Annotated in this window: 13 protein-coding genes and 1 pseudogene; 6 read left to right on the forward strand and 8 right to left on the reverse strand. The window is 69.6% G+C overall.

Features of this window, described 5'->3' with window-relative positions; genetic code table 11:
* Nucleotides 1–367 precede the first annotated feature (367 nt).
* The gene (locus WMF43_RS01080) at nt 368–1,552 is read left to right on the forward strand and encodes a hypothetical protein (protein WP_437676779.1); all 1,185 of its coding nucleotides are present in this window, start codon (nt 368–370) and stop codon (nt 1,550–1,552) included.
* 234 nt (nt 1,553–1,786) lie between these two features.
* On the opposite strand, the gene WMF43_RS01085 is transcribed toward WMF43_RS01080, so the two are convergent.
* Nucleotides 1,787–3,757, reverse strand: a complete 1,971-nt coding sequence (locus WMF43_RS01085; protein WP_437676781.1) for a hypothetical protein — start codon at nt 3,755–3,757, stop codon at nt 1,787–1,789.
* Between the two features lie 177 nt (nt 3,758–3,934).
* On the reverse strand, nt 3,935–4,588 hold the full coding sequence (locus tag WMF43_RS01090) for a glutathione S-transferase family protein (RefSeq protein ID WP_437676782.1): 654 nt from the start codon (nt 4,586–4,588) through the stop codon (nt 3,935–3,937).
* A gap of 409 nt (nt 4,589–4,997) precedes the next feature.
* Between WMF43_RS01090 and WMF43_RS01095 the strand changes: the two genes are divergently transcribed.
* Complete coding sequence (locus tag WMF43_RS01095; RefSeq protein ID WP_437676784.1) at nt 4,998–5,615, forward strand: sugar O-acetyltransferase; 618 nt, start codon at nt 4,998–5,000, stop codon at nt 5,613–5,615.
* 21 nt (nt 5,616–5,636) lie between these two features.
* On the opposite strand, the gene WMF43_RS01100 is transcribed toward WMF43_RS01095, so the two are convergent.
* From WMF43_RS01100 to WMF43_RS01120, 5 genes and pseudogenes are all read right to left on the reverse strand, one after another.
* A complete protein-coding gene (locus tag WMF43_RS01100; protein WP_437676785.1) occupies nt 5,637–6,311 on the reverse strand; it encodes a hypothetical protein in 675 nt (224 codons plus the stop codon).
* Nucleotides 6,312–7,018: 707 nt separating this feature from the next.
* A complete protein-coding gene (xylA, locus tag WMF43_RS01105) occupies nt 7,019–8,350 on the reverse strand; it encodes a xylose isomerase (RefSeq protein WP_437676787.1) in 1,332 nt (443 codons plus the stop codon).
* Nucleotides 8,351–8,618: 268 nt separating this feature from the next.
* Nucleotides 8,619–8,849: pseudogene (locus WMF43_RS01110) on the reverse strand (histone deacetylase); the annotation flags it as partial.
* Between the two features lie 85 nt (nt 8,850–8,934).
* Entirely contained in the window at nt 8,935–9,309 is a 375-nt protein-coding gene (locus WMF43_RS01115) for a VOC family protein (protein ID WP_437676789.1), read from the reverse strand.
* Nucleotides 9,310–9,533: 224 nt separating this feature from the next.
* A complete protein-coding gene (locus WMF43_RS01120; RefSeq protein WP_437676791.1) occupies nt 9,534–10,427 on the reverse strand; it encodes a LysR family transcriptional regulator in 894 nt (297 codons plus the stop codon).
* Nucleotides 10,428–10,530: 103 nt separating this feature from the next.
* Between WMF43_RS01120 and WMF43_RS01125 the strand changes: the two genes are divergently transcribed.
* The 3 genes from WMF43_RS01125 (at nt 10,531) to WMF43_RS01135 (ending at nt 12,651) form a co-directional block, all read left to right on the forward strand.
* Entirely contained in the window at nt 10,531–11,400 is an 870-nt protein-coding gene (locus tag WMF43_RS01125) for an NmrA/HSCARG family protein (RefSeq protein ID WP_437676793.1), read from the forward strand.
* A gap of 41 nt (nt 11,401–11,441) precedes the next feature.
* Nucleotides 11,442–11,915 (forward strand): SRPBCC family protein, encoded by a 474-nt coding sequence (locus tag WMF43_RS01130; RefSeq protein WP_437676795.1) that lies wholly within the window; start codon nt 11,442–11,444, stop codon nt 11,913–11,915.
* Between the two features lie 67 nt (nt 11,916–11,982).
* The gene (locus WMF43_RS01135; RefSeq protein ID WP_437676796.1) at nt 11,983–12,651 is read left to right on the forward strand and encodes an NAD(P)-dependent oxidoreductase; all 669 of its coding nucleotides are present in this window, start codon (nt 11,983–11,985) and stop codon (nt 12,649–12,651) included.
* 64 nt (nt 12,652–12,715) lie between these two features.
* Here WMF43_RS01135 and WMF43_RS01140 read toward each other — a convergent pair whose 3' ends face one another.
* Entirely contained in the window at nt 12,716–13,240 is a 525-nt protein-coding gene (locus tag WMF43_RS01140; RefSeq protein ID WP_437676798.1) for a hypothetical protein, read from the reverse strand.
* A gap of 316 nt (nt 13,241–13,556) precedes the next feature.
* Between WMF43_RS01140 and WMF43_RS01145 the strand changes: the two genes are divergently transcribed.
* Complete coding sequence (locus tag WMF43_RS01145; protein WP_437676800.1) at nt 13,557–14,558, forward strand: hypothetical protein; 1,002 nt, start codon at nt 13,557–13,559, stop codon at nt 14,556–14,558.
* Nucleotides 14,559–14,583 lie beyond the last annotated feature (25 nt).

Genomic DNA, 14,583 nt, shown 5'->3' on the forward strand with positions numbered 1-14,583 from the left:
AGGCGCGACTCGTCTCCTGCCGGGAGCGCTCGCCTCTTGCGCGGCCTCGGCACGGCCTCAACTTGGGCGCCACTCGGGCGGGGAGCGGCGCCCTGCGCCGCTGGGGCGGGAGTAGGATCGACGGAGCCGAGGTTGTAAGGCTCCAGCTCGGTCCAGGTCCATTCGTCGCCTCTCACCACAGATTTCCAGGGGACGCGTGTCTCCCGACGTCGGCACAGAGGGCCTCCTGGACGTTCGCCTTGGCGGTGATCGCCAGGAACGAGCCTTGCCTATCGACTCGCTCCAGCTGCTTCACGGAGGAAAGATGACGCCTCCTGTTCCCTCTCTCTGCGCAGGTGCCAGCCCGACGAATTGCATCAAGGTCGCCGTGGTCTATGCGGACGCCGATCTGCATCTGGTGGAGCGCCTCCGGATGCATCTGCACCCGTATATCGAGCGCGGTCAGCTGCACCTGTGGGACAGGCTGCTGGTCGGGTCGCATGTCGCCGATGTGTACGCTGGTCATCTCGACGAGGCGGACGTCGTGCTGCTGTTCATCTCGGTGGACCTCGTCAACTCTCGGTCCCACGAGATCCAGCTGTCGCTGGCACGGTCAGAGAGCGGCGCTGCGAGGGTCATCCCGATCTGGGCCGGGCACGTGGACCGCGGCGCGCTCGATCCGCACCTCCTCGGGCTGGGCGCGCTCCCGAGCAACGGCGTCTGCATCCGTGGCTGGAAAGACAAGGACGCGGCGCTCGCGGACGTCGCAGCGGGGATCGGGCGCGCGGTGCGCAGCCTGATGCCGGCGAGCTCCGTTCCGAGCATCTCGGGCACGCGCACGCGCACGCGAACGCGCGTGGGCAGGACACCGGGGTCCCTGGTGTGCGTCCTCATGGCGCTTGTGGGCGCGGCGCTGGTTGTCGAGACGTGCGTGCGGTGGATCGACCTTGTGGAGGGGTCGCCGCCTCTGCCAGTCTGCCCGCAGGTATCCTGCGTGGAGCCGCTTGGCGGCGCGATTCCGCCTGGCGTGATTCCGCCTGGCGTGATTCCGCCTGGCGGCGTGGAGCCGCCTTTCGGCGTGGCGCCGGAGCCGCACACGCCGCCAGCGCTCGCCAAGGCTGCCGTGGTGGACCCGCAGCGCGCCCCGGAGAAACCGACGCCGAGCGCCCCGAACAGCAGGACGCTCCCGGCGCCCCGGACAGACGAGGCGCCGCGCGAGGCTTTGATGGCCGAGGTGGTTGAACCCTCGCGCGGTGTGCCTGCGCCGCAGAGTGGTCCCACGGAGCAGCTCGAGATGCTCCCCCCTGGCGCCGCCCAATCCGCAGTGCGCTGGGCGGAGGACGAGGCCCGACGCGACTGCTTTCCAGGCGGCGTCCGCGACAGCGTCGCCGTCCGTGTGAGGTTCGATCCGGATGGATCGGTCGGCGGCGCGCGCGTCGTCGGCGGCCCAGAGCTCGACGCGGCCTCGCGGCAATGCGTGCTCGACAAATTCGAGAACATCCGCGTCGCCTCCTTCCGGGGTGATCCGGCGTGGGTGACCCATACCATCAGGCCTCGGCACGGCGGCCGTTGACGGCGCGGCGACGTGCGGCGGTTCACGCGCGACGGGGAGCGTGAATCGCCGCAGGGTCACCCTCGTCTGGCCTGGGAGCCGGCAGCGCTGGAGCGCGACCGCGCAGGCCAGGACCCGTTCGGCCTCGTTCCCATGGGACGAGGCGAGCGCTCCTGCCGCCGCGGGTGATGCCCCCTGTCCTCGGAGCGATGCTTCCTGTCCTCGGAGCGTGTCGTCGCTTCGAGCGTCGTCCGCTCACCGCACCGCGTGCCCGTCGACGCGCAGCTGGAACAGGAAGTACGGCGGGATGCACGCGCCCTCGCCCGAGCCCGTCCTCGCGCAGACGTAGTCCTCGCGGCAGGGCGCCTCGCGCGAGCAGGCGCGCAGGCCCGCCGGCGTCACGTGGCGGCCCAGGCACTCGGTGAAGACCGTCCCGCCGGCGAGGCAGCGGTTGAACGGATCGAGCACGGCGATGGCGCCGCAGACGCCCTCTTCCGGGAGCGCGCCGCAGCTGCCGGTGCACATGCCGCCGGGGAAGCCGACGGGGCTCGTGTTGCACACCGCCGCGGGCGGGCACGCGCCGGCCTGCGCCGCGGCCGGGGCCCGATCGCGGTGGGGGTCGGCGTGCGCGACCACGGCGCCGACCTGGCACGGATCGCCGAGCTCCGGCGCCGCCGGGACGCAGACGCCGACGGTGGCGCGGTCCTCGCGCGGCGCGTCGTACGCGGAGCACACGAGCCCCGGGGCGCACGTCCAGCCCGCGAAGCTCTCGTCGCCGAGGCCGCAGCGGGCGCCGTAGCCGCCGGGGCCCGCCTCGGCCCGCTCGGGGAAGGGGACGTCGTAGGCCGGCGCGGCGCCGCGCGCGATCGCCTCGACCACGGCCCGCCGGCGCGGGAGATCGCCGACGACGTGCGCGGACTCGCTCGCCGCCAGCGCGTCGTGGCGGCGGGCGGGATCCTCGGCCCCGAGCACGTGGAAGCCGGCGACGGAGCCGCTCTGGTGGCAGCCGGGGCAGGTCATCTGATCGAGCCTCCGGAGCAGCCCTTCCGGCGAGCGGATGCGCGCGAGGCCGGCGAGGTCGACGCCGGCGAAATCGCGCGGCTCGAACAGGACGCGGAACGGGCGGTTGACCCGCCGCGCGAGCCCGTGCGGCGTCGCCGAGACGGCCTTGGTCGCGAGGAACTCCTCGGGCAGGAGCGCCGTGCCGCGGTCGAGGCGCGCGAGGTTCTCCGGGGCCGACAGCCAGGCCCGGAGCCGCGCGCGCTCCCGCGGGTCGCGCGAGAGCCGGGCGACGTCGGGCGTGTTCTCGAGGGCGAGCGGCGCGTAGCGGCCGGCGCGCTCGTCCCAGCGGAAGGCGCGCATCACGTACTCGGCGTGGCCGCCGAGATCCGGGCGCACGGTCGACGGCCAGCGGACGCTCTGCAGGTTCACCACGAGCCGGGCGAGGTGCGCGCGATCCGCGGCGGGGCGGGCGAGCGGGCCGCCGCTCGAGACGAGCCAGCGGGCGAGCGCCGGCCCCGAGAGCTCCGACGCGCGCGTCCAGGCCTGCGCGAGGCGGCGGCACGCGTCGGCGTCGGCCGCGGGCGCGCGGAGCTCGAACGCCGCCGTCATCGGGAGGCGCGACGTCGCCTCGGCCGCGTCCGGCGCGGCGTAGGCCAGGCGGTAGACGAGGCGCGTCTCGCCGCAGCCGGCGGCGTGGAACGGGCCCCGATCCATGCGGTTTGTCACGGCGACGAGCTCGAAGTGGGCGCTCTCGGCGGCGAGCCAGCGCTCGTCGAAGAGGCGGTGCGCGTGGCGGGCGATGCTGGTCCCGCTCCGCGGATCGGCGCGCTGGACCTGCCGGAGGTCCTCCGCGAGCACGCGGGTGACCGAGGCGAGCTCGCCGGTGCGGGAGAGCGCGGCGAGGGACGTCGGGGCGTCGGGCGCGCCCGTCAGCACCGCGCCGAAGGAGAGCCCCGCGGCCTCGAGCGCGGCGAGCGCCGCGCGATCGGTGACGAGCAGGAGCGGCCGCCCCGGCGGCGAGGGCTCCTCCCGCGCCGGCCCGGGCGGCGGCGCGCCCGCGGGCGTGGACGAGGACGAGGGCCGCGGCGCGGGGGCGCCTCCCGCCTTGGCGACGTCCTCCCGCGGCGCGGACGGGCGCTCGGAGGACCACCGCGAGCACCCGGCGAGGCCGGCGCCGGCGAGCGAGGCGAGGGCGAGGGCGAGCCGGAGGCGGCGAGCGTGCATCCTGGCCAGGCTACACCAGCCCGGGCGGGCGAACGCTGCGTCGAGCGGCCGCGGAGGAGGTGGAGGGAAGGAGCTCGGCCAAGGCGCCGGAGCCCGGCGCCTGCATCCGCCAGGTGAAAGGTCCAGCGGCACAGGCGCGCGGCCGACGACGATGTCGAGTCCAGGGACGGACCTCGGTCAGCCGGCTGGCGGCTTGCCGGCGTTGACTGCCAGTTGAGCGTCGAAAGCCCGCTTGTAGGCGGGCCGCGCTTCGCCGCGGGCGACATAGGCGGCCAGGTTCGGATATTCGTCCAGGATGCCCGAAGATCTCGACCTGAGCAGCACCGAGACCATCATCAGGTCGCCCGCGCTGAACGCACCGTCGAGCCAGTCGTCATCGCCCAGGCGATTGGAGAGCTGCTTGAAGCGATCGCGGATGCGGTTTTGGATCAGAGGCAGACGCTCCTTGGACCAGGGCTTGTCGCCCTCCAGCAGCCTGGCGGTCGTGAGCTCGAGGATCGGCGGTTCCACCGTGTTGACCGCGGCAAACATCCATGTGATCGCGCGCGACCGGGCATTGGCATCATCCGGCAGCAGGCCCGCGTGGCGCTCGGCGATATGGAGCACGATCGCTCCTGTCTCGAACAGGGTGAGATCGCCTTCCTCGTAGGTCGGAATCTGGCCGAAAGGATGGAGCGCCAGATGCGCGGGCTCCTTCATCGCACGGAATGAAACAAGGCGAACCTCGTAAGGTTGGCCCACCTCTTCGAGCGCCCAGCGAACGCGCGTATCACGCGCCAGGCCCTGGCCGCCATCGGGTGAACGTTCAAAGGCGGTAATGATGATGGTCATCGTGAGGCTCCTCCTGGCGAAAATAGCCGACTGACGGCGAGCGGACGCTGATTTTCTCAATCTGCCGCAGCGAAGTGCGCCATCTGGTCCGCGTACGTCTTCACGAAGGTCACGAAGTGAAGGGCGAGCCGCAGCGCGAGCTAGCTCGTCGCCTTGTGTGAACTCTCCCGCGGAAAGTCTCACGGATCGGCGCTGCGCCGCAAGGTCCAAATGCTGTCCAACGCCATAGCGTACATCCACCTCGCTCCGGCGGCAGGGCGCCTGGAGGGGCGCGGCGGACGGCCAGGCCGCCGCGGTTCGACGGACGTTGTCGATCCCAGGCGACCCTCGGACCGGGGCACTTTCGAGCGCCGATGTGGACGGTCGTTTGATGTGGACATACGTCCCTATGATGTGTACGATCGTCCATATGACGAACCCTGACGACGCGCGATCGATGCGCGAGCGCATGATCGCCGGCGACCCGTACATCGCCGATTCCGAGATCGCCGAGATGAACGCCGCCGCGCTCGACCTGATAGCGGCCTACAACGCGACGTCGGTGCGGCAGTCCGCGTTGCGCCGTCGCCTGCTCGAGCAGCTGCTCGGATCGATCGGCGAGGGCACGGAGATCCGCCCGCCGTTCTACGTGGACTACGGCTCAGGGATCACCATCGGGGCGCGCAGCTTCGCGAACTTCGGGCTGGTCGCGCTCGACGGCGCGCCGATCACCATCGGAGACGACGTGCTGATGGGCCCGAACGTGCAGCTGATCACGGCGACGCACCCGGTGGAGCCCGAGCCCCGGCGGCAGAGGTGGGAGCGGGGCAAGCCCATCAAGATCGGCAACAACGTGTGGCTCGGCACCATGGTCATCGTGCTGCCGGGGGTGACGATCGGGGACAACACGGTGGTGGGCGCCGGCGCCGTCGTGACGCGCGATCTGCCGGCCAACGTGCTGGCCGTCGGCAACCCCGCTCGAGTGATCCGCTCGCTCGACAGCGCCGAGGCGAGGGCGGCGGCGGTGCAGGGCCACACGCGAGGGTGACGGAGGCGGGCCGCTCCAGGCCTATCGCCACGAATCCGGCGCGATGTAGAGCGGCTCGTCGTCGGGCCGAAGCTCGATGGGCGGCGGCGACGCCCGATGGCCGTCCCGCTCGTCGTTCGCGTCGAGCCGGCTCGAGGCGGCGGCGGTGCCCGCGACGAGCACGGGCTGCCCCACCTCGATGACCGTCTCCCGGTAGCGAACCGTGCCGTGGAAGCCGGCGAAGAACGACGCGCGCTCGTGGCCGTAGCGCGCGCGAAAGGCGTCTATGTGGTCGGCGGCGTCCGGGGGCGGTTCGGCGTCCGCGAGGTCGAAGCGCACGTGGCCGCTCGGGCGGACGAGCGCCTGGCCTGTGCCGTCGTCGAGGGCGAAGTCCGGGGCCCACTCGGCGTCGTCGTCGGCGACCCAGACGAAGCCCAGGTTGTTGCGGCCTAAGCCGCCCTTGCGCTCCTGCCGCCAGCGCACGACCCGGAAGGCGACGCACGGGCGCCCGCTGAAGGGCGAGACGAGCGGCTCGCCGACGGGCACCGCGCGGCCCCGCGCGGCGGCAAAGCGGGCTGGCCGCAGCTGCGCGATCGACTCGACGCACGCCCGACGCAGGCGCTCTCGCGCGGCGCGCCGCAGCGCCCATCGAAGCCCGGCCCCGCCGAGGCCGAGCGTCAGCGCGACCCCCAACGCGGAGAGGAGCAGGGCTTCCACGAGGGCATGATCGCTCAGATGGCCTCGCCCGGCCACCTGGTCGAAGCGAAGGGCATCCTACCGTACAGCTGTACCCTACCGAGGCGACGCAGCGTTCGGACGGCTCCACGTCCGGGATAGTCGAGACGGCGACCGCGACGTGCGGCGCGGGCGGCTCAGCCTTCGATGCTCGACGCGGCGCTCGCGCTGGCCGGGCGACGCACGCCGCCCAGAAGCCGCTAGAGCTCTTCCACCGTGCTGTGCTCGTAGTACCGCACGTCCCGGGCTTGAGATCGCCGTCGACCGCGCCCCAGCTGTTGTCCTTGCCCACCTCCTTGGCCAGAATCTGATGCTTCGTAATCGTGGCTCCGGGGTGCATCACGCTCTTGGCCCAGACGCCGCAGTGAAAGAGGTCAACCTCTTCTCGGTCATCATCGAACATGTTGTTCCAGTCCCCCAGGAGCGGAACCAGGCCGGACGCGCATTGCAGCATGTACATCCCCATCCAGCCCGCGATGTCCGTTTCACACGCGGCGGGCAAGAGCTTGTCCGAGAGCATGCTCATGCACGTGCACGGCATGACCCCGACCGTCCCGCCGATCTGGTACTTCTGCATCTCCGTCCAGCAGCGCACGGGTACCTGCCGCCACCCGCGACAGAGCGGCGGCGAGGCGAGGGTGGGGGTCGACTGGAACGCGCCGGGGATGCCGTTCGCTCGCTCGCTCGGCTTACCGGACCCACCGATTGACGATGTTTTCGTACAGCTCCTGCTGGCCGCTCGTGAGCTTGACCTCACCACCAGCGTTGCCGATCTCGGCCAGCTGCTCCAGCGTCAGCTTGCCCTTCTCGAACTCTGCGCCCTTGCCGTTGTCGAAGGACGCGTAACGAGCCTTGCGCATCGACTCGAGCGGCGACTTGCGGATCAAGTCATCGGCGATGAGGAGCGAGCGCGCGAACACATCCATGCCGCCGATGTGTCCGTGGAAGGTATCGATCGGATCCGTCGAGTTACGACGACGCTTCGCGTCGAAGTTGACGCCGCCACCCTGGAGCCCGCCGCTGCGGAGCAGGATGAGCATCATCTCCACCGTCTCGTTGATGCTGTAGGGGAACTGATCGGTATCCCACGCGTTCTGGTAGTCGCCGCGGTTCGCGTCGATGCTGCCGAGCATCCCGGCGTCCGCGGCCACCTGCATCTCGTGATCCATGGTGTGGCCGGCGAGCGTCGCGTGGTTCGTCTCCAGGTTGAGCTTGAAGTCCTTGTCCAGGCCGTGCTGGCGCAGGAACCCGATCACCGTCTCAGCGTCGAAATCATACTGGTGCTTCGAGGGCTCCATGGGCTTGGGCTCGATGAAGAAGGTGCCCTTGAAGCCCCGGGCGCGCGCGTAGTCGCGAGCCATGGTCAAGAAGCGGGCGAAGTGCTCCTTCTCGCGCTTCATGTCCGTGTTCAGGAGGCTCATGTAACCTTCGCGGCCGCCCCAGAACACGTAGTTCTCACCGTCGAGCGCGATGGTGGCGTCGAGGGCGTCCTTCAGCTGGGCGCCGGCGTAGGCCACCACGGAGAAATCCGGGTTCGTGGAGGCGCCGTTCATGTAGCGCGGGTTGGAGAACAGGTTCGCCGTGCCCCACAGCAGCTTGACGCCCGACTGCGATTGCTTCTGCTTGGCGTACTCGACGATGCCCTGAAGGCGGCGCGACGTCTCGGCGCGGCTGTCGCCCTCTTCCACCAGGTCGATGTCATGGAAACAGTAGTGCGTCGCGCCCAGCTTGGTGATGAACTCGAAGCTCGCGTCCATCTTCATGCGAGCGCGGGTCAGCGGGTCCTTGCCCTCGTCCCAGGGGAAGTGGATCGTCCCCGGACCGAACGGGTCGTGCCCACGACCGCAGAACGTGTGCCAGTAACACACGGCAAACTTGAAGTGGTCCTTCATGGGCTTGCCAGCGACGACGCGGCCTTCATCGTACCACTTGAAGGCGAGGGGGTTGTCGGACTCAGGCCCCTCGTAGGGGATCTTGCCAACACCGGGGAAGTACTCTTTGTCTCCAATCACAACGGTCATGGACGGCTCTCCTGCTCGTGGCATGCGTGCGCCTTCGCCAGGCCCGGACGCACCACGGGTTGACGGTTCACCACAGCGGCCTCCCACCGGCCGCATCTCGTGGTCCGGGAGTAAGTTAGTACTCTTTACTAAGTCTGTCCACCCCTTTGAGCAGCGCACCGTCGCGCGCGTCGTTGCGCGCCGCGCAAGCCGCCGCGTCGACGCGCCAGAGCTCGCCCCGGCCGGCCAGCGACGGCCATGTCCGGGGGCTCCGGCGTTGCGCGGGCCGCTACCCGAGCCGCTCCACCAGGCCCCGGTACACGTTGGCGTGCGCCGCGATGGTGGCCTCGATGTCCCGGCCAACCCCGCCCCCGAGCGTCACGACGGGCGGCACGCCGAGCCGCGCCGCGCGTTCGAACACCCGCGCGTCGCGGCGCATCAGGCCCTCGTGCGTCAGAGCGAGCCGGCCCAGCCGGTCGCCGGCGAGCGTGTGCACGCCGGCCTGGTAGAGCACGAGCTCCGGCGCGTAAGCGGCCTAACGTTTGTGCTCACCCGCTCGCGGAAGCCGCCGGAGGCGGCTGTGGCGAGTCGGGGGCGACGAAGGGTCAGGCCTCGGGTTCGTGGCAAACCACTTCGATGTTGTGCCCGTCCGGACCAATCACGAAAGCTGCATAGTAGTCCGCGTGGTAGTGCGGGCGCAGACCAGGCGCGCCATTGTCTTTGCCACCCGCCTCCAGAGCCGCGCGATAGAAGTCTTGGACTTGCTGGCGATTCTCGGCCGTGAACGCCAAGTGGAGATGCGCCGGCTTCTCCTCGGTTTGGTACAGGCACAATGAAGCCTTACCCTTTGCGCTGAGCTCGACACCGTACGTCGGCGGCCCCTCCGAGACAACGGCCACGCCGAGCGGTTCGAGCGCCTTGAGGAAGAACGCTTTGCTCGCCGCGTAGTCGTTGACTCCGAACTTGACGTGATCAAACATGAGTTCTCCTGAAGTGGGTGGGCTGCGCGAGGCCCAACGTCGCAACCAGCTGCGTCGCGGGGCCTAGAGCGACAAATGGGTTGAACCAGCCTGAAACGAGCAGAAGTCGAAGCGCCAAGGACGCCAAGCCGCCCAGGAACCCCACCTCTAGCGCAGCCCTCGTGAGCTAGCGCGTCAATGCTCGACGCAAGTCGGACGCTACAGGAGGGGCGGGGTTAGCCGCCTCATGCCCCGATAAAGGCCGCCAGCTCTTCAGGCTTCCCCATGGGAAAGGCTTCCTTCAAATGGTCGAGGAAGGCGGATACACGAGCGCTCAGCAGCCGCCGGGAGGGGTAGAGCGCCCACAGGGCGATGTCTGGGCCGTCCACATCGCCCCAATGCACCAGAGCTCCAGCGGCCAGATCGTGGCTTACAAGTGAAATCGGGAGGCGTCCGGCGCCGACGCCCGCTCGGACAGCATCGCGGACCATGACGTGCGACGACAGGCGCAGGACTGGATCAGCCACGATGCGTGTTCTTCCAGCTGGCGCCATGACATCCCAGGCTGCAGTCCGGTCGCCTGCCTCCCGCACCACAGCCGGAACGGCAAGATTGTCCGCCGGTCGAGCGAGGCGCGGGCTCGCGACGACGACCAGCCGATCGCGCAGCAAGATCCGTCCGACGAGGCTCTCATCCGGAGCCGGATTGACCCGGATTACCAGGTCATAACCTTCCTCTACCATGTCGACGGTCCTATCTTCCGTCGTGACCTCGAGCCGGACCTCCGGATATTTCAGCGCGAACCCGGCCGCGAGCTTGCCCATCGCGATCTGCGAGAAGAGCAAAGGCGCGCTGATTCGCAGCTTGCCTCGCGGCCGGCCCCCACCCGAGGCGATCGCTGCCGCAGTCTCGTCGAGCTCGGTGAGCAATACCCCCGTTCGCTCGAAGAGCGCCCGTCCTTCCTCGGTGAGCTTCAGCGTGCGCCCCCCGCGCTCGAAGAGACGCAGCTCGAGGGCGGCCTCCAGCTCCGCGACCCGGCGGGACAGGGTCGCCTTCGGGCGTCCCGCGGCGCGTGCGGCTCGTCCGAAGCCTCCGTGCCGGGCGACGAGGCTGAAATCGGCGAGAGCGAGCAGATCCATGTGTTCCACCAGCGAGACGGTCCGTCTCAAGTTAACGTCTATCGGCACGAATGTAAACCACTACCTTGCAGGGTGTCCTTCGACCCGAACCGGAGCGAACCCCATGACCATCCTCGTTACCGGCGCGACCGGCACAGTCGGCCGCCAAGTCGTCGAGCAGCTCGCGAAGCGCGGCGCCGACGTGCGCGCTCTCGTCCGCGATCCCGCCAAAGCCAACTTGCCGGCGGGCGTCGCCGTCGCGCAGGGCGACCTGCTCGACGTCGACTCGCTGCGGAGCGCCTTCTCGGGCGTCTCCACGCTCTTCCTGCTCAACGCCGTGGTGCCTGACGAATTCACCCAGGCCCTGATCGCGCTCAACCTCGCCCGCGAGGCCGGCATCCAGCGGATCGTCTACCTGTCGGTGATCCACAGCGACCGCTACGTGAACGTGCCGCACTTCGCGGGCAAGTTCGCCGTCGAGCGCATGATCGAGCAGATGGGCCTCCACGCCACCATCCTGCGTCCCGCGTACTTCATGAACAACGATCTCACGATCAAGGACGTGGTGACCCGATACGGCGTCTACCCGATGCCGATCGGCGGCAAGGGGCTGGCCATGATCGACGCGCGCGACATCGGCGAGATCGCGGCCATCGAGCTGCTCCGCCGCGAGCAGGCCGCCGCCCCGCTTCCCCTCGACCGGATCAACCTCGTCGGTCCCGATACGCTGACCGGCGCGGATGTCGCGGCCATCTGGACGGAGGTCCTGGGGCGCCCGATCGCCTATCCTGGCGATGACACCGCCGGGTTCGAGCGGAACCTCCGGCAGCTCATGCCGAGCTGGATGGCCTTCGACATGCGCCTGATGAGCGAGCGCTTCCTCACCGAGGGCATGCTCCCCGAGGCCGGCGATGTGGCGCGTCTCACCACGCTCCTGGGACGCCCCCTGCGCTCCTACCGCGACTTCGCCGCCGAGGTCGCGACCTCGGTCTGACGGCCGAGTGAACCTCAACACCCACGACAAGGAACATCGTCATGATCTATTCGACCGCGACCGTCCCGGTGAACCCGGAAGGCGAGACCAAGCTGACCCGCGCGCAGGCATGGGAGGGCCTGGTCCTCAAGGCCCGCGACGCCCGCCTGTTCCTCCCGCCCGGCCTCTGCACCCGTTGTGACGTCGTCGAGGAGAGCGGCTCTCACATCGTGCGTGACGCCACGATCGCAGGCGACGACCTGCGCGAGATCATCACGTTCGAGCCGCAGAGCAAGGTCACCTTCTTCCAGGCCAAGGGGCCCCGCGAGGGCGCGATCATCAACGAGCTGTTCGAGGACGCCGACGGCGCGCTGAAGCTCCGCTTCTACTGCTACCTCGGCCTGCGCGGCAAAGCGCCGAACGGCCCCGAGGAGCAGGCCGAGCAGGCGTTGATGAACAGCGACAAGGGCTACAAGAGCGCCTTGCTGTCGACGCTGAAGCGCACCCGCGAGCTGCTCGCGGAGGGCCGGCTCTGATCGCCACGAGGGACATGAACGACGGGGCTGCCTCTCAGGAGGCGTCCCGCTCTCCGAGGTAGCTGCCATGCAAAACTCCGTGACCGACACCACCCGGACTGCCCAACCGAAGATACTGGTCCTTGGAGCGACCGGCGCCAGCGGCCGCCTGATCGTCAGCCAGGCGGTGGCGCGAGGGTACGATGTCACCGTGCTCGTGCGTTCTGCCGAAAAGGCGAGTGACCTCAAGGGGGCGAAGCTCGTCGTCGGAGACGCCCGCGACGAGAGCGTCCTGCGCCAGGCGCTCAAAGGCCGGGACGCCGTGGTCAGCGCGCTCGGCACGCCCGCCAGCCCATTCCGTGAGGTGACCCTCCTCTCGTCCGCGACGCGCGCGCTCGTGAGCGCAATGAAGAGCGAGCAAGTCTCACGTCTGGTCTGCATCACAGGGATCGGCGCCGGTGACAGCGCCGGGCACGGCGGCTTTCTCTTCGACAACCTGATTTTCCCGCTTCTCTTGCGCAAGGTGTACGCCGACAAGAACCGGCAGGAGGTTATCGTCAGAGAGAGCGGGCTCGACTGGATTCTCGTTCGCCCCTCCGTCCTCAACGACAAGCAAAGCCGCAACACCGTCCGCGCGCTCACGGATCTCTCCAGCTTCCACGGCGGCACCATATCGCGAGGAGATGTTGCGAGCTTTGTCCTCGACCAGGTGCGCGGCGACACCTGGGTGCATCGTTCCCCGTTGATCACCTGGTGAAAGTAACTCAGCGCGATCGGACCTGCGGTGCGGCGCTCTGTGGACCCGCAGACCGGCCGCACGGTCATCCGCAGCCGCCCGAGTCCTCCCCGCCGCCGCCGCCGCCGCAGTCGTCCCCCTCGACGACCCACAACCCGGTCGCTCCGTCGCATTCGGCGACCGCTGTGCCGCATTCGTTGTCGTAGCTGCACGGCCCCACGCCGTCATAGTCCTCGCAGCTCGTCCCGCTCTCGGGCAGCGCATCGGGGCACGGATTGCACTCCTCGACCCACACGCCGTCGATGCATCTGTGCCAGCAGCCCGAGCAGGCGATATCGCATATCTCGTCCTCGTTCGTGCAGGCCGCTCCCGGCTGAGCGCCGCCTCCCAGGTCGTCGCACGCCACGGGGCCGCCGCCGGTATCGCCCGACGCGCTCGACGACGTCCCGGGGGCGCCGCCGGTGCCGGTGCCGTTCGACGCGCTCGACGACGTGGTTCCTCCGGACGAATTGCCCCCCGAGCCGGTGTCCGTGGGCTGCTCGACGGGATCGGAGCAGGCGAGCACCTGGAGCAGCGCAACGGGGATGAGCCATCGAGTAAAGGTCTTCATGCCGTGACCCTGAAGCACGCGACGGGCCAGCGCCAATCGCGAGGTTCTCCGCGTGATGAGGATGTGCCTGTGCCAGAGTGAGTCTTCTTGCGCCCCGTCCCAGGCCTGCCCGGGCTGCGGGCTGACGCCGCCCCACGTCCAGCATCGGTGACGACCCCAGCGTCGACGCCGTCGAGAAGCTGCGCGCGAGGCCGAGCTTTCTGTCGAGCAGGGGGCAGGGATGGACGGAGGAAGAGGAGGGCGCTCGAGCCCGGGTGGCGGCGGGCGGGTGACCCGATCGGGGGATCGGGTTAGACTGCGAGGCCGGAGCTGGGCGATGGGCGGCAAGCTGTTCAACCTACCGAGGATGCCCCGAGGCGAGTACCTGGCGATCGAGGCCGAGGTGCGGCGCTACCTCGACGTCAAGCTGCCGGGGCAGTACCGCGTCCCGCGCTACTACGGCGACAAGCCGGACTTCGGGGACATGGATGTGATCGTCGCGTCGCGGCCGGACTGGGGCGAGGTGCGCGCCGAGATCGCGCGCGACCTCGGGGTCACGCAGACCAAGGCCGTGGGGCACGTGTTCTCGACGGTGTACCGCGGCCTGCAGACCGATTTCTTCCCGGTGCCGAAGCGCTACCTCGAGAGCGCGTACAGCTTCATGTGCTTCAACGACGTGGGGAACTTCATCGGGCGGATCTGCCGGCGCTTCGACCTGAAGTACGGGGAGCGAGGGCTCGCCTACGTGTACCGGCGCGAGGGGGGCAATTACCGGGCAGACCTGGAGGTGACGCACGATTTCGAGCGGATCTGCGGCTTCCTCGGGCTCGATCACGGGGCGTGGCAGGCGGGCTTCGCGTCGCTGCCGGCGGTGTTCGACTGGGTGATCGCGAGCCCTTATTTCTCGGTGGCGCCCTACCTCGATGAGGGCGAGAGCCCGCTGCGGGAGCGCGCCGGCGTGCGGTCGACCGTGGCGCGGTTCATCGAGTACCTGAGCGCCCGGGGCATCGACAAGCGGCCCACCCTCGGGGACCGGCGGTCGTACCTGCCCACGATCCTCGCCGCGTTCCCGGAGGCCGATCTCGGCGGGCAGATCGAGCGTGAGCGCGCGGCCGAGGCGCGGCGGGCGCAGATCGACGCGAAGTTCAGCGGCAAGCGGGTGATGCGGCTCGTGCCGGGGCTGGAGGGGAAGGCCCTCGGCGAGCTCATCACGCGGTTCAAGGCATCGTTCGACGACTTCGAGGGATGGCTGCTGGCGACGCCGGAGGAGGAGATCGACCGGCGCATCACCGAGCTCGCCGCGCTCCTCGATGCGGAGCTGCGTCCTCCCGGCTCCTGAGCGTCCTTTCCCGCCCGCCGGCTCG

The organism is Sorangium sp. So ce131 (assembly GCF_051519095.1).
In the GTDB taxonomy this organism is placed as follows: Bacteria; Myxococcota_A; Polyangia; order Polyangiales; family Polyangiaceae; genus Sorangium.